This window comes from Kribbella sp. NBC_01505, assembly GCF_045040285.1.
Classification (GTDB): domain Bacteria; phylum Actinomycetota; class Actinomycetes; order Propionibacteriales; family Kribbellaceae; genus Kribbella.
In genome coordinates, this window is the sequence record NZ_CP109425.1 from 6716642 (window position 1) to 6739930 (window position 23289).

General features: G+C 68.7%; 18 protein-coding genes. 11 read left to right on the forward strand and 7 right to left on the reverse strand.

What is annotated here, in order from left to right; all coding sequences use genetic code 11:
• The first annotated feature begins 331 nt into the window (after positions 1–331).
• The 4 genes from OG474_RS31815 to OG474_RS31830 all read left to right on the forward strand — a co-directional run bounded on the left by OG474_RS31815 (position 332) and on the right by OG474_RS31830 (position 6957).
• A complete protein-coding gene (locus OG474_RS31815; RefSeq protein ID WP_405057294.1) occupies positions 332–997 on the forward strand; it encodes a helix-hairpin-helix domain-containing protein in 666 nt (221 codons plus the stop codon).
• Positions 984–3374, forward strand: a complete 2391-nt coding sequence (locus tag OG474_RS31820) for a ComEC/Rec2 family competence protein (protein ID WP_405057295.1) — start codon at positions 984–986, stop codon at positions 3372–3374. The genes OG474_RS31815 and OG474_RS31820 overlap by 14 nt, the downstream gene beginning before the upstream one ends.
• A 291-nt stretch (positions 3375–3665) precedes the next feature.
• A complete protein-coding gene (locus OG474_RS31825; protein ID WP_405057296.1) occupies positions 3666–3854 on the forward strand; it encodes a hypothetical protein in 189 nt (62 codons plus the stop codon).
• A gap of 142 nt (positions 3855–3996) precedes the next feature.
• Positions 3997–6957 carry an AfsR/SARP family transcriptional regulator gene (locus OG474_RS31830; RefSeq protein WP_405057297.1) on the forward strand — a complete coding sequence of 987 codons (2961 nt, stop codon included), beginning with the start codon at positions 3997–3999 and terminating at the stop codon, positions 6955–6957.
• Here the strand turns inward: OG474_RS31830 and OG474_RS31835 are convergent.
• Positions 6954–7511, reverse strand: a complete 558-nt coding sequence (locus tag OG474_RS31835) for an isochorismatase family protein (RefSeq protein ID WP_405057298.1) — start codon at positions 7509–7511, stop codon at positions 6954–6956. The two genes, OG474_RS31830 and OG474_RS31835, sit on opposite strands and share 4 nt — an antisense overlap.
• 44 nt (positions 7512–7555) lie before the next feature.
• On the opposite strand from OG474_RS31835, the gene holA reads away from it, so the two are divergent.
• Positions 7556–8539 carry a DNA polymerase III subunit delta gene (gene holA / locus OG474_RS31840; RefSeq protein ID WP_405057299.1) on the forward strand — a complete coding sequence of 328 codons (984 nt, stop codon included), beginning with the start codon at positions 7556–7558 and terminating at the stop codon, positions 8537–8539.
• A gap of 102 nt (positions 8540–8641) precedes the next feature.
• Here the strand turns inward: holA and rpsT are convergent, their stop codons facing one another.
• Together rpsT and OG474_RS31850 are read right to left on the reverse strand one after the other, a co-directional pair.
• Positions 8642–8902 carry a 30S ribosomal protein S20 gene (rpsT, locus tag OG474_RS31845; RefSeq protein WP_405057300.1) on the reverse strand — a complete coding sequence of 87 codons (261 nt, stop codon included), beginning with the start codon at positions 8900–8902 and terminating at the stop codon, positions 8642–8644.
• Positions 8903–9051: 149 nt separating this feature from the next.
• A complete protein-coding gene (locus OG474_RS31850) occupies positions 9052–9501 on the reverse strand; it encodes an SRPBCC family protein (RefSeq protein WP_405057301.1) in 450 nt (149 codons plus the stop codon).
• Positions 9502–9649: 148 nt separating this feature from the next.
• On the opposite strand from OG474_RS31850, the gene OG474_RS31855 reads away from it, so the two are divergent.
• A complete protein-coding gene (locus tag OG474_RS31855) occupies positions 9650–12634 on the forward strand; it encodes a S8 family peptidase (RefSeq protein WP_405057302.1) in 2985 nt (994 codons plus the stop codon).
• A 55-nt stretch (positions 12635–12689) separates the two neighbouring features.
• Here OG474_RS31855 and OG474_RS31860 read toward each other — a convergent pair whose 3' ends face one another.
• From OG474_RS31860 to OG474_RS31870, 3 genes are read right to left on the reverse strand one after another with little or no spacing between them, the layout of a single operon-like run.
• Positions 12690–13844, reverse strand: a complete 1155-nt coding sequence (locus OG474_RS31860; protein ID WP_405057303.1) for a hypothetical protein — start codon at positions 13842–13844, stop codon at positions 12690–12692.
• Positions 13841–14368 carry an RNA polymerase sigma factor gene (locus OG474_RS31865; RefSeq protein ID WP_405057304.1) on the reverse strand — a complete coding sequence of 176 codons (528 nt, stop codon included), beginning with the start codon at positions 14366–14368 and terminating at the stop codon, positions 13841–13843. The genes OG474_RS31860 and OG474_RS31865 overlap by 4 nt, the downstream gene beginning before the upstream one ends.
• A 45-nt stretch (positions 14369–14413) precedes the next feature.
• A complete protein-coding gene (locus OG474_RS31870; RefSeq protein ID WP_405057305.1) occupies positions 14414–15277 on the reverse strand; it encodes a hypothetical protein in 864 nt (287 codons plus the stop codon).
• Between the two features lie 159 nt (positions 15278–15436).
• On the opposite strand from OG474_RS31870, the gene lepA reads away from it, so the two are divergent.
• From lepA to OG474_RS31895, 5 genes are all read left to right on the forward strand, one after another.
• A complete protein-coding gene (gene lepA / locus OG474_RS31875; protein WP_405057306.1) occupies positions 15437–17323 on the forward strand; it encodes a translation elongation factor 4 in 1887 nt (628 codons plus the stop codon).
• Positions 17323–18231 (forward strand): aminoglycoside phosphotransferase family protein, encoded by a 909-nt coding sequence (locus OG474_RS31880; protein WP_405057307.1) that lies wholly within the window; start codon positions 17323–17325, stop codon positions 18229–18231. Before lepA ends, OG474_RS31880 begins: the two co-directional genes overlap by 1 nt.
• Before the next feature lie 61 nt (positions 18232–18292).
• Entirely contained in the window at positions 18293–18874 is a 582-nt protein-coding gene (locus OG474_RS31885; RefSeq protein WP_405057308.1) for a TetR/AcrR family transcriptional regulator, read from the forward strand.
• The gene (locus tag OG474_RS31890) at positions 18871–20247 is read left to right on the forward strand and encodes an MFS transporter (RefSeq protein ID WP_405057309.1); all 1377 of its coding nucleotides are present in this window, start codon (positions 18871–18873) and stop codon (positions 20245–20247) included. The genes OG474_RS31885 and OG474_RS31890 overlap by 4 nt, the downstream gene beginning before the upstream one ends.
• A gap of 40 nt (positions 20248–20287) precedes the next feature.
• Positions 20288–20914, forward strand: a complete 627-nt coding sequence (locus OG474_RS31895; RefSeq protein WP_405057310.1) for an MOSC domain-containing protein — start codon at positions 20288–20290, stop codon at positions 20912–20914.
• Between the two features lie 4 nt (positions 20915–20918).
• On the opposite strand, the gene OG474_RS31900 is transcribed toward OG474_RS31895, so the two are convergent.
• The gene (locus tag OG474_RS31900) at positions 20919–23282 is read right to left on the reverse strand and encodes a BTAD domain-containing putative transcriptional regulator (protein WP_405057311.1); all 2364 of its coding nucleotides are present in this window, start codon (positions 23280–23282) and stop codon (positions 20919–20921) included.
• Positions 23283–23289: the final 7 nt, after the last annotated feature.

Consider the following 23289-nt stretch of genomic DNA (forward strand, 5'->3'; position numbering starts at 1 on the left):
GGTGGCAGCAGATCCCCGCAAACCACGTTTCCGCGCGTCGCGATGCGGCCGGCAGCGGTTGACCTCCCCGAGCGGAGATCCACGGGTACCTACTGCCGCTCCGTGACAGCACAACTCCGTGAATCGCCACCTCGGCGCAACTCACGGCAGTGGCCGGAACTCTTGCGATTGGTCGACGCCCGCCGGTCCCACAGCGCTTGAGTTCGGCGACTCAAGAAACAGTTATCCACAGACTTCGGATTGGGCGTTCGGGCGGCTGCGGAAACTCGTACTTTCTCTGTCGACAAACACGCCGCCCGCGGCGTTCGCGACCGGAGGAGAGTGACGACCCATGCCTGGCTGGATCCCCGAAGCCGTCCGCAGCACCCGGTGGAGACTCTCCGCCCGTCATGTCCTCGTTCTCGCCGCTGTGCTCCTCGCCGGACTCGGCTGGGCCGCCTGCTCCGTTCTCCAGGCTCGCCCGATTCCTGTCGCCGATGCCCGCCCACCAACGGCCCTCAGCTCCGGGGCACCGGTCGCCCAAGGACCAACCCCAGGCCAGGGTGCGTCAGTGCCCTCCGGCAAACCACCGACCGCGACAGTCGTCATCCACGTCGCCGGCAAAGTCCATCGACCTGGCCTGGTCCGAGCTCCGACCGGCTCCCGAGTGGCTGATGCGCTAACCCTCGCAGGCGGTCCGCTCCGTGGCGTCGACCTCAGTTCGCTCAACCTCGCTCGCCAACTCACCGACGGCGAGCAGATCCTCGTCGGTCTCCCCGCCCAACCTGCAACATCACCTCAAGCCCCGACGAGCCCCGGCGCATCGACCCCGCTCAACCTCAACACCGCCACCGTTCCCCAACTCGATGCCCTCCCCGGAGTAGGGCCAGTCCTGGCCCAGCGCATCCTCGACTACCGGACCGAGAACGGTCTCTTCAGCACCGTCGACCAACTCCAGGAAGTCCCCGGTGTCGGCCCGAAGAAGTTCGACTCCCTGAAGCCCCATGTCCGCATCTGACCCGCCGCCCGGCCCCGACGAACCAGATACCCGGCTAGATGTTCGGCTGCTCGCTCCGGCAGCCGCTGGCTGGCTGACCGCAGTCGTCCTGGTTGCCCATCGCCCCCTACTCGCCCTTCTGGCTGCCGCTGCAGTTCTCACGCTCGGCACTGTCACTGTCCTCCTCGCCCGCCGTGCTGGGCAAAGAGCTTGGGCACTCCTCGGAGTGCTCGTGGTCGCGCTCGGCATGGCTCTCGCGGCAGCGCTCCAAACCCACAGCCTCCGCGCCGGGCCGATCCGCGCACTCGCCGCCGAATCCAGCACCGTCGAAGTCCACCTGAAGCTCGACAGCGATCCCGTCGTCCGCCGCGCTCCAGGCACCCGTCGACCTCCGTACGTCGTCCTGCAAGCAACCGTCGAGGAGGTCCGCCCGCGCAGTGGCTCACCCGGGACTCGGGTCCGTACGCCGGTCCTGCTGATCGCCGGAGAGAGCTGGCGGAACGTCCGCTACGGCGAGCGAATCGCGGCGACGGGTCGACTCGACGCGGTGCCGGACGGCGACGACGTAGCCGCCACGCTCTCCGTCCGCACCCCACCCCGCCCGCTGGGCGATCCAGCCTGGTGGCTGCGCGCCGCCGAGCAGGTCCGTGCCGGTCTCCGCGCCGCGGTCGCCGACGAACCACCCGATGTCCGTGGCTTGGTGCCCGCTCTGGTGATGGGTGATGAATCAGCCCTCTCCGACGAACTCACCGAAGACTTCAAAACTACCGGCCTGACACACCTCTCGGCCGTGTCCGGTACGAATCTCACGCTCCTGCTCGCCTTCGTCCTGCCGTGCGCCCGTCTGATCGGTGTCCGCGCTCGCGGCCTGACCACGGTCGGCGTCATGACTGTCGTCGTTTTCGTGATCCTCGCCCGCCCACAACCCAGCGTTCTCCGAGCAGCCGCGATGGGTCTGATCGCCCTTGCCGCCATGACGAGCGGTGACGGCCGCCGCCGCGCAGTGCGCAGCCTCTCGGTCGCAGTCATCGTCCTGCTCCTCCTCGACACCTCGCTAGCCCGATCTGCCGGCTTCGCACTCTCCGTCCTCGCCACCGCCGGCATCGTTCTGCTCGGCCCCGGCTGGCGGGACGCCCTCGCCAACTGGCTGCCACCTTGGCTCGCCGAAGCAATCGCCTGTCCACTAGCCGCCCAACTTGCCTGTACGCCGATCGTCGCCTGGCTCTCGGGTGAGGTATCACTTGTTGCCGTAGGCGCCAATCTCCTTGCCGGCCCTGCCGTCGGCCCGGCGACAATCCTCGGCTTCGCCGCAGCCGGCGTTGCTCTGATCAGTACCGACGTCGCCCAACTCATCGGCTGGGCAGCCGGATGGCCGGCGCGATGGATCCTCTTGATCGCCCGCAACGGTGCCGACCTTCCCGGCGCCGCCAACCCCTGGCCGGCTACCGCAGTCGGCGTCGCCGTACTGACCGTGCTCTGCATCCTGCTCGTCTTCGGCCTGCGACGGATCCTGGCGCGACCGATCGCGATGCTGCTCGCCGCGCTCGTGTTAGCCCTCGCCGTGCTGCGCCCGGTGGGTTCCTTCGGTTGGCCACCACGGGACTGGATCCTGGTGATGTGTGACGTAGGCCAAGGGGACGGTCTGGTGTTGCGAGCCGGTGAGCGGAGTGCGGTGGTCGTCGACACGGGCCCCGACCCTGGCGCGATGAACCGCTGCCTTCGCGACCTCAAGATCGACTACATCCCTGTCGTGGTGCTCACCCATTTCCACGCCGATCATGTCGGCGGGCTGGCGGGCGTGCTGAACGGTCGTCGGGTCGATGAACTGGAGGTGACGCCGTATTTCTCGCCGCCTGCGGAGTACCGCCGAGTGACCGATCTGGCCGCCCAGCACCGAGTCGCGATCCGTACCGTCAGCTACCGGGAAAGACAGGTGGTCGGTCAACTCAGCTGGACCACCCTCTGGCCCGCTCGTGTCCCAGCCCTGCCGTCGTCAGGTACGTCTTCGGCAACCCCTACCGACGAAGGCTCTCCCGAGAACAACGCCAGCATCACGATGATGGTCGAGACCGCCGGCCTCCGCATCCTGCTCACCGGGGACCTCGAACCCGAGTCCCAACGAGCCATCCTCGCTTCTGGGGCCGACCTGCGAGCCGACGTCCTGAAAGTCCCGCACCACGGTTCAGCCCAGCAAGACCCAGCCTTCATCGCCGCCGCCCAAGCCCGCCTGGCCCTCATCTCCGCAGGACAGGACAACGACTACGGCCACCCAGCCCCGCGAACCCTCGACCTCCTCTCCCACCAAGCCACCCGAACAGCCACCACCAGCACGGCCGGCCCCCTGACCCTCACCAACCCCGACAACCACCTGTCACTCACCACCCACCAACCCCGCTGACAGTGATGACCCGTCTCCTCGATCCCTGAGTGCCTGAACGCGACCCGAGCCCGTCGCGTCTGGCGTGTCCAGCGCGAGTTCGCGCCATCCCCAGGACCGGCCGCGCTGCCGGTGGGTTTGGTCGCGCTGGCCGGAAGCTGGGGGTGTGCACACCGGGTGGGGGCCGTGAACAGGTCGTACCTTGTTCACGGCCACCGGTTCTTGTTCACGCCCCCGGGTTAACGCACACGTGCAGCACGAGCGGGCGCTAAATCAGCTGCTTGTCCGGGCGTCGGGTGACAGAATTGGGGGATGGGTAAACGACGGTACGTCGCTCGCGGGGTGCCGGGCGGTTATCGAATCTGGGACAACAAGCAGAAGCGTTGGTGGGGGAACCAGTACGACTTCTGCCCGGATGCGCTGCTCGCTGAGCTGAATGCGGCGAAGGATCCGGCTGCCCTCACCAGCCTTCAGAACCAGTACCGAGCTCAGAAACGCTGACCGCGCCGGGCGCGGGTGCGTTGATTGCTGTCGGCAAGGGCTTTCGTGGGGTGGAGCTGGGGGTGGGAGCCGCGGCGGCGGGGACGGCGGGCGTTGGGTAGATTTGAGGAGCGCACCGGGACTCTGGGGGAGGGGGACGCGCATGGGTTCAGCTATGGATGGCTCGCTCGATGTGCTGATCCTTGGGCCGACGCTGCTGAGGGCGGGCGGCACGCAGTACCGGGTTGATCGGCCGCTTGAGCGGGCGTTGCTGGTTCGGCTCGCGCTGGCTCGAGGTCACGGGGTGCCGGACGGCGTGCTGGCCGCGGCGGTGTGGGGTGACGGGCAGGTCGAGAAGCCGGGGGCGCGGCTTCGGGTGCTGGCGCATCGGTTGCGACGCACGCTGGGCGATCAGGCGGGGCTCGTGCACCGGTCTGACAACGGGTACGCCCTCAGCACCAGTGGTCCGGCTGATTTGGCGATGGTCGAGCAGATGCTGCCGGTGGTGGAGGCTGCTCGGCGGGACCGCGACTACAGCAAGGTGAGCGCCGCGGTGGCCGATGCGCTCGCGCAGTGGCGTGGTCCGGCGCTGGCGGATCTGCGCCGGACGCCCTTCGGTGCTGTCGAAGCAGCGCGGTTGGATCGCCTGTTCATCGACCTGCAGACGGACCGGCTTGAGGCTCGGCTGGCGCTGGGTACCGTCGTGGTCACCGAGGCGGACGAACTCGCGCGGAAGAATCCGCTGAACGAGCGCCTGCTCGGGCTGGCGGTGATCGCGCTGTACCGGGCCGGCCGGCAAGCCGAGGCGCTGGCCCGGATCGCGACGCTGAGAGCGGCACTCGCCGACCAGCTTGGCATCGATCCGTCCCGCGACACCGTCGACCTCGAGCTGAAACTGCTGCGCCAGGATCCCTCGCTGCTCCCGGCCACCCCGCCACCACCCATCGGCGGACCGGCGCTGCCCGGCGCCCCAAACCCACGCCAACCCCAATCACCGACCGCCCAAACGCCAGCAGCCCGGATCTCGACAGCCGCAGCTCCGACAGCGGCGGCCTCGACGGCAGCACCGACGGCCGCGGGTGCGATGGGCGCGGCGCCGAGGGCGGCAGGCTCGATCGGCGCGGTGCCGGTGGCGGGGGCGTTGATGGTTGGGCGGGACGGCGATCTTGCGGCCTTGCTGGAGCGGCTGGCTCGGCCGGCAGTCGTCACGCTGACCGGTGGGCCCGGAGTGGGAAAGACGCGGCTCGCGAAAGAGGTCTCCGCGGCCGTCAATCAGTCGGGCCGAGCGGTGTACTGGCTCGACCTCACCGCAATCACCACAGCAGAGGCGGTATTGCCCGGCCTCGCCTCGGTGGCGGCGGTCGAAGCCGAGCCCGACGGGTTGCTCTCGCGCTGCGTCGAGAAGCTCGCCGGCGGCCTGCTGATCCTCGACAACGCAGAGCACCTGGTCGAGTCAGTCGGAGCCCTGCTATCCGGAATCGTCGACCAGGGCGACCAAGTCTCCGTCCTGGTGACGTCCCAGCAGCCGGTTCGCGTCGTCGGCGAGCACGTGCACCCCATCGGACCCCTCGGTCGTGAGGCTGCCGTTCGTTTGTTCCGGGAGCGCAGTCGGGTTCCGTCGGACGGCCAGACACTCCTGATCGACGAGATCTGCACGGCCGTCGACCGGCTGCCGCTGGCGATCGAGCTCGCGGCCGGTCTGACTCGGACCCTGACCATCGAGCAGTTGGCGTTGCGGATCGAGGATCGGTTGCGGCTGCTCGTCGGCGGTATGCGCTCGGCCGGGCGACGGCATACCAGCCTCCGGAGCGCCATCGACTGGAGCAGTTCGCTCCTCGATCCGGTCGGCCGTGAGGTCCTGCACCGAACTGCCGTCTTCGTCGGTGGATTCACCCTCGACGCCGCCGAACAAGTCGTCTGCGGCGAGGACCTGGCGCCGATCGCGGAGCCCGCGGACCTGAAGGCGATTCTGGCCGACCTCTGCGAGCGGAGTCTGGTCACGCTCGAGTCCGGCGAACACGGCGACCGCTTCGTGCTGCTGCAGAGCATCCGCGACTACGCCCTCGAGCAGCTGCATGCCACCGGCAACGAGTCGGCGGTCCGCGGCCGGCATGCGACGTGGTGTGCCGCGCTTGCCGCGCGGACCTTCCGGGACGGCGGTCCCGATCACGAGGTCGTGGTCCATGAGCTGAACAGCGAAGCAGGCAATCTGCGCGCGGCTGTCGAGTGGGCTCTGCGTACGCCGGGTGAGGCGGGTCGCGTTCTGGAGATCGCGGCGCCCACCGGCTGGTACTGGATGGGCCACGGCCTGATCGCCGAAAGCCGCGACTGGCTGCGCCGGGCCCTCGATGCCGAAGACGAGGCGCCGACCGAGACCCGAGCCGCAGCACTTCGGGCGGCGGCCTCGCTCGCCCGCACCAACGGTGACCCGGCCGGCGCGCGACTGCTCGGCGACGAGGCGCTCCGCATCTACCGACTCCTCGATGAGCCCCTAGGCCTCATCTCCGCGCTGATCGGGCTCTCTTTCACGAACCTCGCCCTGGGCGACCTGGACGTCGCCGTACTGCAGGCGCAGGAAGCCGTCACGCTCGCCGAGCCGACTGGAAACACCAGGCTGCACGCCACTTCGCTGAATATCACTGGCGGAGTGCTCCACCGGCTCGGCCGGACCGTCGAGGCGGAGCAGGCACACCTCGCCGCGTGCGACCTGTGGCGCAGCGTTGACGATCACCGCGGCCTGGCCGGCACGCTCAGCAACCTCGGCCAGCTGTACCTGCAGATGGGAAACCTGGAAGGCTCGCGCGAGCGTTCCCTGGAAGCCCTGCGGATCTACCACGAACTCGACCTGGTCGACGCCTTGGTGGACTGCCTCGACAACCTCGCCGCCGGCGAGCTGGCAGCGGGCCAGCACCGGCAGGCGTTGCGGCTGGTGACGGTTGCCGAAGCTCAGCGCATCAGGGCCGCGACTCCGCTGCTGCTCCCCGACGAGATCGAGGCCAGAGACACCGTCGAACAGGCGGCCCGCACGGCCCTGGGAGCCGAGGCCGAAGCAGTGGCCGCCGCCGCCCAGGACGAGCCGATCACCGCCCTCGTCGACGAGTTGCTCAACTCCAAGTCGGTCTAGCCGAAAGACACGGCGGACGCTGGGTGGGTGATGTCGGGCTGATCACCGAGCGACCAGGCCGCGACGCGGGAAACGGTGTGGGCGGGGATGGCCTCACTAACACCCGGTACGGCGGGGACGTCGTACGTGCCGTGGGCGTCGTGGGGGAGGACCACCCGGTAGCCGCGAGCCAACGCCGTACGGGACGTGGCGTGGACGCACATCTCGGACATGACACCGGAGATTGCGAGCGAGCGCACCCCGGCGGCGACCAGGATCTCGCCGAGTTCGGTGGCGTCGAAGCCGTCGTCGCGGGGTTTGCGGATCACGTGTTCGCGAGGGCCTGGCTTGATCGGGAGGTAGAGCTCCCAACCGGGCGAGCCGACCTCGTCGTCGGCTCCGGGTGCGCCGTCGTTCTGCAGGTGTACGACGACGGCACCGGCCGCGCGGGCCCGATCCAGGAGGTCGGTCGCGCGGGCGAGCAACTGCTCGGCATCCGGTACGGCGTCGGCGCCGGACACGAACGCGGTCTGCAGATCCACCAGGATCAGGGCGTCAACGGGGGAGTCGGACATACAGGCCATCCTGTCTTGGGGGTGGGGCATGGGATGCTGGGGGTGTGGCTGCTCGTAGGGGTTCTGCGCCGAAGCTGGGCGATGTTCTGCTCGTGACCGGGTCCGAAGGCTTTCTGGCGGATCGGGCCGTGCGGTCGGCGATCGCGGCGGTGAAGAAGGACAGCGCCGAGGTCGAGACGACCGAGCTGGATTCGTCGTTGCTGGACGTCGGGGAGTTCGCCGAGCTGACCGGGCCCTCGTTGTTCGCGACCGAGCGGGTGCTGGTGTTGCGCGCCCTGGAGAACCTGTCGGCCGACATGGCACCACGCGTCATCGAGTACGCCGGAGCCCCGGCTGAGGACGTCCTTGTCGTGCTCGTGCATTCGGGCGGGCAGAAGGGCAAAGGCGTTCTCGACAAGCTGCGGAAGGCCTCGGTCACCGAGGTGGTCGCGACGGCACCGAAGGCGTGGGAGCTGCCCCAGTTCGTGTCCGGGGAGATCCGGTTGCACGGCGGGAGCATCGACGAGCGGGCCGCGACGGCGTTGGTGGACGCGGTCGGGCACGATCTCCGGGCGCTGGCCGGGGCCTGTGCGCAGCTGGTGTCGGACTCCGACGGGCACGCCGTGACGACCGAATTGATCGGGCAGTACTTCGGTGGTCGGGCGGAGGTCACGAGTTTCGCGGTCGCGGATGCGGCGATCCAAGGGCGGACGGAGCCGGCGCTGGAGCAGCTTCGGTGGGCGCTGGACTGTGGAGTCGCGCCGGTGCTGGTCACGAGCGCGATGGCCGGCGGGTTGCGCGGTCTCGCGAAGTTCTCGAGCGCTCCGGGCGGGATGCGCGAGGCGGACCTGGCCCGCGAGGTCGGCGTACCGCCGTGGAAGCTGAAGTCGCTGCGGCAGCAGTCCCGGGGCTGGACACCCGGTGGACTCGCGACTGCGATCAAGGCGGTCGCCCAGGCCGACGCCGACGTGAAGGGCGCCTCCGGCGATGCCGGCTATGCCCTCGAGCGAATGGTCATCACGGTCAGCCGCGCCCACGGCCGCCGCTGAGCTGAGCCACCCGAGGGCTGGGCCAAAAGCCACAGCTGCCCGGTTTCGGGCACGCAAAAACGATCGGCCGGTCCTGGGGACTGGCCGATCGTCAGGCGCGAATCAGAGCGACGCGGCCTTCTTGAAGATGGCCGACTTGCGGTTGGCCGCCTGGTTGGCGTGGATAACGCCCTTGCTGGCAGCCTTGTCGAGCAGCCGGCCGGCCGCCTGAGCGGTCTCGGACGCCTTGGCGGTGTCGCCGGCCTCAGCGGCCTCCCGGAAGCGGCGCACGGCCGTCTTGAGGGTCGACTTCACCGACTTGTTGCGAAGTCGCGCAGCCTCGTTCTGACGGTTGCGCTTGATCTGGGACTTGATGTTCGCCACGTGAGCAGAGCCTCGATCAGGAGTATGCGGTCAATACAGGAAGGTGTCGCGCGCACGGCTGGCTCCACACTTGCCTGGGCACCCGTGAATGCACGAAGGAACAGATTACCAACAAGCGCACCCGCTCACCAAACCGGCCTTGACGGGCACTAGCTCTCGGCGGCCGTCTTGAGGCGGTCGAGGGTGACTCGCATGTTCCTCCGGTTGATCTTCACCCGGTCGCCGAAGACGGACTTCATCGGGATCGCGAAGACGGCCGGGCGGCGGTCGGTCCAGGATTCGGCCACCTCGCAGCCCTCCGCGGTCGGCGTGAACTCGTAGGACCACAGCGCCACCTGGAGCGGGCCGAAATAGATCTTGAAGGTGAAGCGACGGCCCGGATCGGCCTCGACCACCTGCCCCTGGGTGAGCCAGCGGGCCGATCCGACCCGGTTGCGGCCCACGAACCGCGCTCCGACGGCCGGTCCCGGCGTACCGGAATTCCACGTCACGCCGGTACATTCCGGGCTCCACTCGCCCATCCGGGGTAGATCACTGACCAATGCATACAAGGCCGCAGCAGGTGCTGACACAGTGATTGTCTCGGTCAAGTCCGGCATCGGGTTTTCCCTTGCGGTGGGATGACATGGACGTGGCGAGCGTGACACTGCTCAGGGTCCGACGGCATACTCAGGGCCCCGTGACGCTGCTCACCACCAGCGTCCGGTCGTCTGCGAGCCCTGGCTCCCCACCGTCCTGGAGGACTCCGTGTCCCGCCGTACCCCCATCATTCTGGTCAGTGCGCTCGCCGCGTCGCTGGCCGGGCTGCCTCTGGTTCACGCCCAGGCAGCCGAGACGCCGGCGCTGCCGGACCCGCTGGTCAAGGAGTCGGTCACCGGCTCGTACGTCGTCCAGCTCGACGACGCTCCCGTGGCCGAGTACGACGGTGACATCGCCGGTCTGCCCGCCACCCGCGTCGCCGCGGGCGGCAAGCTGGTCAAGACCGCCGCGCCGGTCACGAGCTACGTCCAGCACCTGACGCGTGAGCGTGACCAGGTCCTCAAGGCCACGCCGGACGCCAAGAAGCTCTACGACTACAACTACACGTACTCCGGCTTCTCCGCCGAGATGTCGTACGACGACGCCGTGAAGCTGGCGAAGTCCTCCGGTGTGAAGAGCGTCGAGCCGAGCGAGCTGCAGCACCAGGACACCGTCGACACGCCGCGCTACCTCGGTCTGTCCGGCAAGGGTGGCGCCTGGCAGCAGGCCGGTGGCGTCGACAAGGCCGGCGACGGCGTGATCATCGGCGTCATCGACGGCGGGTTCGTCCCGGAGCGGCCGAGCTTCGCGCCGATCAAGACGACCAAGGCGTCGGACGCGCTGATCGCGAAGAAGTGGAAGGGCACCTGCCAGGCCGGCGAGGAGGCCCCGCTCGTCACCTGCAACAACAAGGTGATCGGCGCCCGCTACTTCAACAAGGGCATCGGCAGCCGCCCGATCCCGGAGGAGTTCACGTCGCCGCGCGACTTCGGCGGCCACGGCACGCACACGGCCAGCACCGCCGGCGGTAACTACGGCGTCGACATGACCGTGATGGGCCGCGACTACGGCAAGGGCTCCGGGATGGCGCCGCACGCCCGGCTCGCGATCTACAAGGCGCTGTGGGCGGTCGACGCGACCGGTGGCGGTTCCGGCACCGACGCGGACATCATCGCCGCGATCGACACCGCGGTGGCCGACGGCGTGGACGTGATCAACTACTCGATCTCCGGCTCCGGCTCGACGTACGTGAACGCGACCGGTCTGGCCTTCCTGCGCGCCGCCAAGGCGGGCGTGTTCGTCTCCGTCAGCGCCGGTAACACCGGCCCGGGCGCGGCGACGGTCGGCAAGACCTACCCGTGGGTGACGACTGTTGCCAACGGCACCCATGACCGCGACATCCAGACCACCGTCACGTTCGGCGACGGCAGCAAGTACACCGGCGCCGGGATCGGCTCGGGCGTGCCGAGCGCCCCGGTGGTCCTGGCCAAGGACGCCGGCCTCACCGGTGCGAACCCGGCCAACCTCGTGCTCTGCCAGGCCGGCACGCTCGACCCGGCCAAGGTGACCGGCAAGATCGTGGTCTGTGACCGCGGCGTGAACGCTCGTACCGACAAGAGCGTCCAGGTGAAGGCGGCCGGCGGTGTCGGCATGGTCCTGCTGAACATCACCCCGGGCACCCTGGACTCCGACCTGCACACCGTCCCGTCGGTCCACCTGGACGACAAGGCCGCCCCGGCGGTCAAGGCCTACGTGAGCGGTGCGGCGGCCCCGACCGCGACGATCAGCGCCGGTACGCCAGTCAAGGTCAACGCGCCGAAGGTGGCTGCGTCCTCCAGCCGTGGCCCGTCCCCGGCCGGCAACGGCGACCTGCTGAAGCCTGACATGATGGCTCCCGGCACCAACGTGCTGGCCGCGACGACCGCCTTCAGCGCGGCCGGTGGCGAGTACGCGTTCATGAGCGGTACGTCGATGTCGACCCCGCACGTCTCCGGTATCGCGGCCGTCCTGAAGAGCAAGCACCCGGACTGGTCGCCGATGGCGATCAAGTCGGCGCTCGCGACCACGGCGACCGCCAAGGACACCGTCGGTAAGCCGATCCAGAACGACTCCGGTACGCCGGCCACCCCGTTCGGGTACGGCGCGGGCATGGTCCAGCCGAAGAAGGCGATGGACCCGGGCCTGGTCTACGACTCGACGTACACCGACTGGGCCAAGTTCGTCTGTGGCTCCGGTGAGGTGGCGGCGACGCACGAGCTGTGCGCCGGCGGCAAGATCGACCCGAGCGACCTGAACTACCCGACCATGGCCATCGGCGACCTGGCCGGTAAGCAGACCATCACGCGGACGGTGAAGAGCGTCAGCAAGCTGCCCGAGGTCTACTTCCCGACGGTCGAGGGCGCGACCGGGCTCAAGGTGACGGTGTCGCCGAAGCTGCTGATCATGCTTCCCGGCAAGTCCGCGACGTACAAGGTCACCATCGAGAACGCCGGTGCGCCGCTGGAGCAGTACTCGTTCGGCACGCTGACCTGGAAATCTGCCTTCCATTCGGTGTCCAGCACGTTGGCGGTCAAGCCGCTGACCGTGAAGGCGCCCGTACAGGTCAAGGGCACTGGCGTCAGCGGCTCGGCGCCGGTCGCGGTCACAGCCGGCTACACCGGGACGCTGAACACGACGGCGGTCGGCCTGACCGCGGCCACGGTGACCGAGGCTGTCATCAAGAAGGCCGGCGGGGTGTCGTTCCCGACGACCAACCCGCAGGCCAACGACCACGTCGCGAAGATCACGGTGAACATTCCGGCCGGGACGAAGTACGCCCGGTTCTCGACGTTCGACGCGGACTACCCGGCGGCCACGGACGTCGACGTGTACGTCTACAAGTCCGGTACGACGGCAGTCCTCGCGAACAGCGGAGGCGGTTCGGCCGAGGAGGAGGCGAACCTGGTTGCTCCGGCGGCCGGCTCGTACGACGTGTACCTCGACTTCTTCGCCGGAGCCGACAACCAGAACATGAAGCTCAACCACTGGGCGCTCACGACCGCTGAGGGCAACCTCACGGTCACCCCGGCGTCCCAGGCGGTCCAAACCGCCGCCCAGACCACGGTCACGGCGAGCTGGACCGGACTCACCGCGGGCACCCGCTACCTGGGCCTGCTCAGCTTCACCGACGGCGGAGCCGGCACCGGCACCACCGTCCTGCGCGTAGACAGCTAAGACGAACAAACGAAAGGGCGGTCCCACCACCTGGTGGGACCGCCCTTTCGCGTGCTCAGCGGTGCACGATGGATATCTGGTTCGGTGCTTTCTCGGTCCGGAGCAGCGTGCACTTGCCGGTGGTCACGTCGCACCGATACAGCCGCATGGGTCCGAGATCGCGGCCCTTCCGCGGCTGGGTGATGACCAGCGCGTGCACCGCGTCCTCGAACGCTCCCGTCGGGAAGAGGACGTTCGGGTCCGGCAGATCGAGCTTGGTGATCTTGCCGCTGGCGATGTCGACGGCCAGATTGCCGTCGGCGTAGATCATCGTGCGGCCATCGGTCGAGAGCACCGGCTGGCCGCCCATCTTGCCGGGCTCGCAGTACTTCCGCAGGACGTCGAAGTTGTTGCCGCGGAACACGCCCGCCTCGAGGCAGCTGTCGCCGCCGGCCCCGGCCGCGACCACGTCGGTGCCTGGGTGGGTGGAGACGGTTCCGCCGCCGAAGCCGGGCAGGGACAGCAACTCGAACTGCTTGTCCCCGGGCTGGGCCGCGAAGAACTCGTACTTGCCCGAGATGTCCGAGTAGGCGAAGATCCCGCGGCTGCCCCAGGCGGTGGCGACGGCGACCTTCCGCGGCAGCGGCGTGCTACCGACCTCGGATCCCGAGGCGAGATCGACGACCGCGACCCGCCCCTGCTCGTCCCCCCGGAACTTGTCGACGATCATCGCCACCTGCCGGCCGTCCGGGGACACGATCGGCGAGTGGGCCAGCTCCGGTCCGAGGGTGCGCGTTGTTCCGTCCGGCCGCAGGATCACGACGCGGGTCGTCTTGTCGCTGAAGGTGTCGCCGATCCAGCCGCCGTCCACCCGATCGGAGATCGAGACGTCCTTCGGGATCCGGACCTTCTGGGTGCCGTCGTACAGCGTCGAGGTCCGATCGGCGCTGATCATGTTCTTGGCCGGCTTCACCTCGGTGACGATGTACGGAAGCTTCGGCAGGTTGTTCGTCGCCGGGCTCGCCGCGGGTGCGGGCTTGTCGTCGGAGCCGGTGAGGACGGTCGCCGTGACGGCGAGGACGGCGACCACCGCGGCGGCGGCCGCGAGGGCCGGCCAGACCGGGCGTCGGTGGGTGGACTCGGCGAGGAGGCCGGGGCCTTGCTCATTGCCGGGGACGGTGCCGGCCTTCGTGTTCAGGTAGTCGCGGAGGCGTTCTTCGGTGTTGTTCATCGGAGTTCCTTCAGACGGTCGGTCAGCGTCGCGAGGCCACGGGTGGCGCTCGAGCGGGCGCTGGACTCGCCGATGCCCAGGAGCTGGGCGATCTCGGCGAACGGGAGATCGAGGTAGAAGCGGAGGACCAGAACCTCGCGGGTCCGGGTGGGCAGGGCCTGCAGTGCCCGTTGCACCTGGAGCCGCTCCTCGCCGAGGACTACGTCGCTCTCGGCGGAGGCGTTGGGGGCCTGGTGGGGTGGGATGTAGAGCCGCGCGACCCGGCGGCGGCGCAGGACCGAGCGACTGCGGTTGAGTACCGCGGTCCGCAGGTATCCGAGCGCCGCTTCCGGTTCCTTGAGCGGCCAGTGCCGGTACAGGTTGGTGAAAGCCTCCTGTACGACGTCCTCGGCCGCCTGCCGGTCGTCCATCACCAGCACGGCCAGGCGGACGAGCCCTGCCCAGTGCTGCTGATAGAGCACCGACACGGCGTCTTGCGTGTCGTCACGCGCCAGCGCCCGATGGGGGCCGCTGATGCTCACCATTTGATTCGTCACACCCCCAGAGACGCCCGTCCGCCCAAAACGCTGCTAACCGAGCCGCTCCCGCACCCAGTCGAGGTGAACGAGCGCCTGCTCCCGCTGCCAGGCCCGGATCGTCGGCAGGCCTGGCGGGGCCTCCTGCGCGGCGCCCCACCACTGGCCACCCGCGATGGCCGCCATGAAGCCGGTGATCGCCGGGTCGTCCGGCAAGACCGGTAGCCGCACCGGACTGTCGCGCATATCCGCCTGCAGGATCACAGTGTCGGCCCAGCGTGGGGCCAGCGCGGGGTGTGCCCAGTCGATGAACACCACCCGGTCGTCGGTGAGGATGAGGTTGTCGGCACGCAGGTCCCAGTGCGCCAGCGCCTTCCCCTCGGCCATGACCGCCAGAGCGGCCTGCGACAGGTCAGCCAGCTCCTCCACCCGCCCGACAAGCCAGTCCGGTACGTCGAGACCGTCGGCGAGGACCATGGGCCAGCGGCTCAGGAAGTCCCGGCTCCGTACGGCGGCCACCGGCGCATCCGGCCAGGGAGACGGGTCCAGGGTCTCGGTGAGCTCCGCCAACGCGTCCAGCACGCGATCGGCGTCGTACTGCTCCCACGGATGCGCTGGTAGCCGGCCCTCGATGTCCTCGAACAACAGCCCGACCCAGTCGCCGTCGTCGTACACGTCGAGCAGTCCGGGGACGGACGGCAGCGGTCCGATCGCCTCGACGGCCACGATCTCCTGCCGGAACAGCGAGGGCGTCTTCTCGTTGAGCGACGTACCGACGGTCTTGACGAAGGCGTGGCGGCCGGAGGCGGTGACGAGGCGGGCGGCGACGCCGGGGGAGAACCCACCCTGCTGTGTCGCGGCGGAGACCACGGCCGAACCGAGCGCGCGCTCGACCCACGCCCGCACGGCGGCGGGCACCTTTTCGAAGGGTAAGCGGACTCCCGCAGCGTGTGCCATGCGTCACCACGGTAGGGCCCGCTGGGGCGGTCCGCTCCGATTTTTCAAATCCGCTGGCTCCGCATGGGATGATTGACCAGTTGTGCTGGTTGTACCACCGAGACGAACTGGATCCCCTCCGTGCCCGTTGGCCCCCCGAATGTGCCGCAGCCGGGTCGTACCGACCCGACGCTGATCCGGAACTTCTGCATCATCGCCCACATCGACCACGGCAAGTCGACGCTGGCCGACCGGATGCTGCAGATCACCGGCGTGGTCGACGGCCGCGCCATGCGGGCGCAGTACCTGGACCGGATGGACATCGAGCGTGAGCGCGGCATCACGATCAAGTCGCAGGCGGTCCGGCTGCCGTTCACACCGAAGCCGGACACCCCGGGCGGCCTGCTGGCCCCGGACGGTACGACGTACATCCTGAACATGATCGACACCCCCGGCCACGTCGACTTCACCTACGAGGTGTCGCGGTCGCTGGAGGCGTGTGAGGGCGCGGTGCTGCTCGTCGACGCCGCGCAGGGGATCGAGGCGCAGACGCTCGCCAACCTGTATCTGGCGCTGAACGCGGACCTGAACATCATCCCGGTGCTGAACAAGATCGACCTGCCCGGCGCGATGCCGGAGAAGTACGCCGCCGAGCTGGCGCACATCATCGGCTGCCGCCCCGACGAGGTGCTGCGGGTCTCGGCCAAGACCGGTGTCGGCGTCGAGGACCTGCTGAGCGAGATCGTCGCGCAGGTCGAGCCGCCGAAGGGCGTCAAGGACGCTCCGCCGCGGGCGCTGATCTTCGACTCGGTCTACGACACCTACCGCGGTGTGGTCACCTACGTCCGGGTGGTCGACGGCGAGCTGACCCACCGCGACAAGATCAAGATGATGTCGTCCGGCGCGGTGCACGAGATGCTCGAGGTCGGCGTGATCTCGCCCGAGCCGGTGAAGTCGGGCAGCATCAGCGTCGGCGAGGTCGGCTACCTGATCACCGGTGTGAAGGACGTCCGGCAGTCCCGCGTCGGTGACACCGTCACGGCGGCCGTCCGCGGTGCGACCGAGGCGCTCGGTGGTTACAAGCACCCGCAGCCGATGGTCTACTCCGGGCTGTTCCCGATCGACGGCGACGACTACCCGACGCTGCGGGACGCCCTCGAGCGTCTGCAGCTCAACGACGCGGCGCTGAGCTACGAGCCGGAGAGTTCGGGTGCGCTGGGCTTCGGGTTCCGCTGCGGCTTCCTCGGCCTGCTGCACATGGAGATCGTCCGCGAACGGCTCGAGCGCGAGTTCGACCTGGACCTGATCTCGACCGCGCCGAACGTCGTCTACCGGGTCGACATGGAGGACGGCAAAGAGCACATCGTCACCAACCCGAGCGAGTTCCCCGAGGGCAAGATCGGCGACATCTTCGAGCCGATGGTGCGGGCGACGATCCTGAGCCCGAAGGACTTCATCGGCACGATCATGGACCTGTGCCAGACCAAGCGGGGCAGCCTGCTCGGGATGGAGTACCTGTCCGAGGACCGCGTCGAGCTGCGCTACACGCTGCCGCTGGCCGAGATCATCTTCGACTTCTTCGACCAGCTGAAGTCGAAGACCAAGGGCTACGCGTCGCTGGACTACGAGCCGACCGGCGAGCAGGCGGCCAACCTGGTCAAGGTCGACATCCTGCTCCAGGGCGAGACCGTGGACGCGTTCTCCGCGATCGTGCACCGCGACAACGCCTACGCGTACGGCGTCTCGCTGGCCGGAAAGCTCAAGGAGCTGATCCCGCGGCAGCAGTTCGAGGTGCCGATCCAGGCCGCGATCGGGTCCCGGATCATCGCCCGTGAGTCGATCCGCGCGATCCGCAAGGACGTCCTCGCCAAGTGCTACGGCGGTGACATCACCCGGAAGCGCAAGCTGCTCGAGAAGCAGAAGGAGGGCAAGAAGCGGATGAAGATGGTGGGCCGGGTCGAGGTCCCGCAGGAAGCCTTCATCGCTGCCCTGAAGACGAACGAGCCGGCGGAGAAGGCCAAGAAGTAGTGCAGGCTGTCGACATCCCGGCCGGTCTGGCCGTCGTTGCCTCGCGCGGGCAGGACTGGGCGGACTGGCTGGATCGGCTGCCGCGGTTGACCCGCGACCTGCTCGACGAGTGGGAACTGCGGGTCGACGGTGCGTCGGCGCACGGCGAGTGCGCGCTGGTCGTTCCGGTGCGCACCGGCGACGGGCAGAGCGCCGTACTGAAGGTTCAGTTTCCGCACTGGGAGGCTGAGACCGAGCATCTCGCGCTGCGGGACTGGGCCGGCGACGGTGCGGTCCAGCTGCTGCGAGCGGATCCGCGGCGGTTCGCCTTGCTGCTGGAGCGATTGGAGCCGCGCGACCTCACCTCGGTCGACGTGCTGGAAGCCTGCGAGATCGTCGGTACGGCGTACCAGCGGCTGCACGTGGTTGCCGGACCGCAGTACCGGACGTTGTCGGGGGAGCTGAAGCGGTGGCTGGAGCGGTTCCGGCAGCTGCCGGCGTCGGCCCCGGTGCCGCACCGGTACGTCGAGCAGGCGATCTCGCTGTCCGAGGACTTCGTCACGGATCCGGCCACCGACGGCCGGTTGATCCACACCGACCTGCACTACGAGAACATGCTGGCCGCCACGCGGGAGCCTTGGCTGGTGATCGACCCGAAGCCGCTGTCCGGTGACCCGCACTTCGAGGTCGCACCGCTGGTCTGGAACCGTTGGGAAGAGATCACCGGCGACCTGCGGTTCGCCGTCCAGCAGCGGTTCTACACCGCGATCGACGTGGCCGGTCTCGACGAGGACCGCGCCCGCAACTGGGTGATCGTCCGGCAGATGCTCAACGTCCTCTGGGCGCTGGAGAGCGCCGCGTCCGACGCGACCCTGCCGCAGGACTGGGTGACCCGGAACATCGCGATCGTCAAAGCCATCCAGGACTGAGCCCTGTGAGGTGCCCCACTGGGGCTTTAAGTTAGTAGTTACTACCTACTAACTTGGCGGTATGTCGCCAACGCGGATGAGTGGGCAGGAACGCCGGGAACAGGTCCTCGGGATCGCCGAGGAGGAGTTCGCGGCCGGTGGGTTGGCGGGTGCGTCGACCGAGACCATCGCACGGCGGGCCGGGATCACGCAGGCCTATGTGTTCCGGATGTTCGGGACCAAGAAGCTGCTGTTCCTGGAGTGTGTGGACGCGGCGTTCGAGCGGATGGCGGTGGCGATGCTCGCGGCCGCCGGCGGGACGAGCGGGATCGAGGCGCTGACCGCGATGGGGCAGGAGTACAACGACATGCTGTCCGACCGGACCACGTTGCTGCTGCAGTTGCAGGGCACCGCCGCGGCAGCCGCCGGGGACGGCGAGGTGCGCGACGCGGTCCGGGCCAGCTTCGGCCGGCTCTGGCAGGCGGTCGCCGACGCCGCTCGACTGGACCCGGTCACCGTGAAAGCGTTCCTGGCCTTCGGCATGCTGCTCAACACCAGCGCGGCGTTGGACCTGGCGGGTGTTGAAGAGCCCTGGGCCGGTCAGGCCCGAACCCGGATCCAGCCTGGCCTCTTCAGCCACATCACCAGCGAGACCAACCGATGATGGCGACCGAGGTGCGATCCCCGCGGCTGCTGGCCGGCGTGGTGGTGTCGATCAGCCTGGTGGTCGCGGTCGGCGGGAGCCTGGGATCCCCGCTGATCACGGCCGTGGCGTCCGAGTACGGCGTCTCGTTCGCGGCAGCCCAATGGACGTTGACGATCGCGTTGCTGGCCGGGGCGGTGGCTACTCCGGTGCTCGGCCGGCTCGGATCCGGGCCGCGGCGGCGTACCGTCATCTTGGTTGCCCTTGGCATCGTTTTGGCCGGCAGTGTGGTCACCGTGCTCCCGTTGCCGTTCGGGTTCCTGTTGGCCGGTCGGGCCGCCCAAGGGGCCGGGCTCGGGCTGAACGCGCTGATGATGGCGACCGCTCGTGATCACCTCGACGAGCAGCACGCCGCGCGAACCATCGCGTTGTTGTCGGTTGCCTCGACAGTCGGCGTCGGTATCGGCTACCCGCTGGCCGGCCTGCTCACCGACCTGGCCGGCATCCGCGCTGCGTATGGCCTCGGCTTCGTGATCAGCGCCGCTGCTCTCCTCGCGGCCGTGCTCGTTCTCCCGCCGGCACCGGCGCGACCCGCGAACAGGGTCGACGTACTGGGCGGGATCCTGCTCACCGTCGCCCTGGTCGCGTTGCTGCTGGTGATCAGTCAGACCGCACTCTGGCGGCAGCACACACCTGTCGCCGTCGGCATCCTGGTGTTCTCGTTGCTGGTTTTCGCGATCTGGACGATCGTCGAGGCTCGCACCGCCAAGCCGCTGGTCGACGTCCGCCTGCTGCGCCACCCCGCGGTCGCGGTGGCGAACCTGGTGATGCTCACCGGCGGCATCGGCATGTACCTGCTGCTCAGCCTGATCACGCGGTACGTCCAGACTCCGGCGGCGGCCGGCTACGGATTCGGGCTGAATACCTTCCAGGCCGGTCTCGTGCTGGTCCCGTTCTCGGTGCTCGGGTTCGCCGCCGGTCGGCTGGTGCCCGGGCTCCGGGCCAAGCTCGGTGCCCGGACAGTCCTCGCGGCCAGCACCGCCGTCGTACTGGCGGCTTTCGTTCTGTTCGCCCTCGCGCGCGACCAGCTGTTCGAGCCGGTGCTCGCGATGAGCATCCTCGGTTTCGGGGTCGGGGCGTTCTCCGCGGCGATGCCGGCCGTCATCCTGGCCGCGACCCCAGCGGCGGAGACCGCGAGTGCGATGGGCGTCAATCAGGTCGTCCGCAGCGTTGGTTTCTCGATCGGCAGCGCGCTCGGCGGTCTGATCCTCGCCGCTCATACTGAGGACGTTTTCCCAAGCACCAGCGGGTACGGCGTCGCCGCGTGGACCGGCGTGGTCACCATGACCGTGACCCTGTTCATCGTCGCGGTCCTCTATCCGAAGCGTGGATAACCCCGTAGACCGGCACGGCTGGAAGAGCGAAGATGCTCGTATGCGCGTGCTGACGGTGAACGTGGTCGAGGAACTGATTGCAGGTCCCAAGGAGACGGGGCTGACCGCGATCGACAAGCGCCCGCAGGGCGGGCGAGTGCTGGTGGGCACGCTCGGGCTCGCCGGTGATCAGGTCTGCGACACCAAGAACCACGGCGGTCCCGACCAGGCGCTCTACGCGTATGCCGAAGAGGACGCGCAGTGGTGGGCCGGAGAGCTCACCCGGGACATCCCCACCGGTCTGTTCGGGGAGAACCTGCGCACCGAGGGGCTGGACGTCAACGGCGCCCTCCTCGGCGAGGTGTGGCGGATCGGCGACGAGGTCGAGGTGATGGTCCGCGCGCCCCGCGTCCCGTGCATCACCTTCCAGCACCGGATGGACCTGCCGCGCTGGGTGAAGCGCTTCCACCAGGCCAACCGTCCGGGTGCGTACCTCAAGGTCCTGAAGACCGGCACCATCGGCGCCGACGACCGGATCGAGATCCTCAGCCGCCCCAACCACGAGGTGACGGTCGCGGACATGTTCGCCGGCCAGGACTCGGCCAAGATGCAACGCATGCTCGACACCGACGTCGACCTGGTCGACGAGATCCGCGGCATCGCCCACCGCATCGCCGCCCGCGCCTGACCCATCAGATGGAGCGGGTCAGGGGAGTGTGGCGAGGGCTTTGGTGAGGCGGGTGGCAGCGGCCGGACAAGGCGTAGAGCCAGCCGACGAAGTTGAGCGCGTCCGCGGCCCAGGCAGGATCCTGCCGGCGTCGGTGGGACAGCTGCTCCAATGCGTGCGGCAATGCTCGCTCGTAGTCGCCCTGCCGCTCATGGCCTGCCGCCAGCGCCTGGTGAGCATGACCCAGGACCAGCGCGGAGCCGTCACGTTCGGCGTACCGCAAGGCCTCGGCAAGCACCCGCAAGGCTTCATCATGTCGTTCGACCTTTGCGTACGTCTGGCCGAGGAAGCGCAGGACAAGCGCTTGGACGGCTGGGTCAGTCAGCTCCGGGACGGCGGCCAATGCGCGTTCCCAGACGATCAGCTGGGCTGTTTGCTGGCCGGTCCGGTTGTGGAAGGTGTTGAGCGCCCAGGCGAGTTGCCACACCCGGGTGTGCAGACCCTCGGATGCTGCGAGGCGTTGGACCCTGACCACGCAGGCGTGCTCGGTGTCCAGCCATTGCTGAGCAGCGGCCCGGTCGGAGTGCTCGACCGGTCGAGAGCCGGGCTCCGGATCAGCGAGCTGCTGTTGGGGACGACGTGGTGCGAGCAGTCTGTCCGCGTAGAAGGTGCTGAACAGGTAGTGGTCGACCAGCCGACGCAGAGCCAGTCGGCGGGACTCCGGGTCGTGCTGCTCAACGGCGTACAGCCTGAGCAGGTCGTGGATGCGGTAGCGGCCCGGTGCGTTCTGGTTGATCAGGTTGGCGCTCTCGAGCCGCCGCAGCAACGCACGGACGTGGGCGACCGGCTGGTCGATCAGACTGGCCGCCGCGGTGGTCCCGAGGTCCGGTCCGGGCGCAAGCGCCATCAGAACGAACAGCTCAGCCTCTTCCGGCGACAGCGCCCGGTACGACGACGCGAAGACACTCCGCAGGCTGTCCGTCAGCTCGTCCGTGGTCAATGCGTCGAGCCGAGACTCACGCAGCTCGTCAGCCAGCACACTGAGCGGCAGATCAGGTCGTGAACCAGCTCGCGCCGCCACAATCGCCAATGCGAGCGGCAGACCGGCGCAGTGCTCCAGTAGCTCCGCGAACGCCTCCGGCTCGGCCGCACGGCGAGCCGCACCGACCTGCCGGCTCAGCATCTCGTCAGCGTCGCTAGGTGGCAACTCATTCAGATCAATCAGTACGGCGGAGTGGTGCGTCAGCAGGCCACCCAGCCGGCTCCTGCTCGTCACCACGACCGTGCACCCCGGCCGACCGGGTAGCAGCGGAACGACCTGGGAGCTGTCGATCGCGTTGTCCAGAGCGATCAGCATCTGCTTGCCGGCCAGCAGAGTGCGGTACGCGCCGACCCTGGCCTGCTCATCGGCCGCAATCGTCGCGTCCGGTGCACCCAACGCATGCAGGAAGGCAGTGAGCGCAGTCGAGACAGGCAAGGGCGCATCGGTCGGGTCGAAACCGCGCAGGTCGATGAACAGCTGGCCGTCTGGGAACCGTTCGAGGTTGTGGTGCGCCCAGTGCAGCACCAGCGACGTCTTCCCGACTCCGCCGGTCCCACTAACCGCAGCGATGGACTGCACACTGGACAGCTGGTCGAGTGCTTGCAGCCGGCCGCTGAACGTTCCGGGTGCCGCCGGCAGTTGGCGGGGGACCACACTGGTCACCGCCGGCTTCTGCAGCAGGCGTTGGTGGAACTGCTGGAGCACGGCCGACGGATCGATGCCCAGCTCGGCGGACAGCGCCCGCCGGATGACGTCGTACTGGTCGAGTGCCTCGGCCGTCCGGCCCGCTCTATGCAGAGCGTCGATCAGCTGCCGGGCGACCCGTTCGTCCAGCGGGTGCGCCTCGGCCCGGCTCTTCAGACCCGGTAGCAGTTGGCCGTGTTCGCCTTGCTCCAACCGCAGGTCGACCAGGTCGAGCTCGGCGGCGAACTGAGCCGCCACGAGCGACTGACGCTGTTCAACGAACCAGGGGGTGTCCAGTCCAGCGAAAGGCTCACCACGCCACAGCTCTAGCGCCTCTGCGGCAGACCCTGCACTAACCAGAGCGCGGAACCGGTGCAGGTCGATCTGCTCCGCATCGACGTCGATCAGGTACCCACCGGGCTGCCGGATCACGAGGTCGCCGAGCACCCGCCGCAACCGGGAAAGGTAGGAGTACAAGGTCTCCCGGGCCCGCTGCGGAGCCGCGTCACCCCAGACGCGATCGACCAATACATCGGCAGACACCGGCCGTCCGTGCTCGATGAGCAGGACGGCCAGCACGGACTGCTGCCGGAGATGCCCCAGGTCGACCGGTAGGCCGTCATCGGTCCGGGCCTCGATCCTTCCGAGCACCGCGAACCGCATCCGACCT

Bases quoted from the DNA above. Each gene is read 5' to 3' on its own strand.
- OG474_RS31815 (WP_405057294.1), top strand. From the start codon at position 332: ATGCCTGGCTGGATCCCCGAAGCCGTCCGCAGCACCCGGTGGAGACTC.
- OG474_RS31820 (WP_405057295.1), top strand. From the start codon at position 984: ATGTCCGCATCTGACCCGCCGCCCGGCCCCGACGAACCAGATACCCGG.
- OG474_RS31825 (WP_405057296.1), top strand. From the start codon at position 3,666: ATGGGTAAACGACGGTACGTCGCTCGCGGGGTGCCGGGCGGTTATCGA.
- OG474_RS31830 (WP_405057297.1), top strand. From the start codon at position 3,997: ATGGGTTCAGCTATGGATGGCTCGCTCGATGTGCTGATCCTTGGGCCG.
- OG474_RS31835 (WP_405057298.1), bottom strand. From the start codon at position 7,511: ATGTCCGACTCCCCCGTTGACGCCCTGATCCTGGTGGATCTGCAGACC.
- OG474_RS31850 (WP_405057301.1), bottom strand. From the start codon at position 9,501: ATGCCGGACTTGACCGAGACAATCACTGTGTCAGCACCTGCTGCGGCC.
- OG474_RS31860 (WP_405057303.1), bottom strand. From the start codon at position 13,844: ATGAACAACACCGAAGAACGCCTCCGCGACTACCTGAACACGAAGGCC.
- OG474_RS31865 (WP_405057304.1), bottom strand. From the start codon at position 14,368: ATGGTGAGCATCAGCGGCCCCCATCGGGCGCTGGCGCGTGACGACACG.
- OG474_RS31885 (WP_405057308.1), top strand. From the start codon at position 18,293: ATGTCGCCAACGCGGATGAGTGGGCAGGAACGCCGGGAACAGGTCCTC.
- OG474_RS31890 (WP_405057309.1), top strand. From the start codon at position 18,871: ATGATGGCGACCGAGGTGCGATCCCCGCGGCTGCTGGCCGGCGTGGTG.
- OG474_RS31895 (WP_405057310.1), top strand. From the start codon at position 20,288: ATGCGCGTGCTGACGGTGAACGTGGTCGAGGAACTGATTGCAGGTCCC.
- OG474_RS31900 (WP_405057311.1), bottom strand. From the start codon at position 23,282: ATGCGGTTCGCGGTGCTCGGAAGGATCGAGGCCCGGACCGATGACGGC.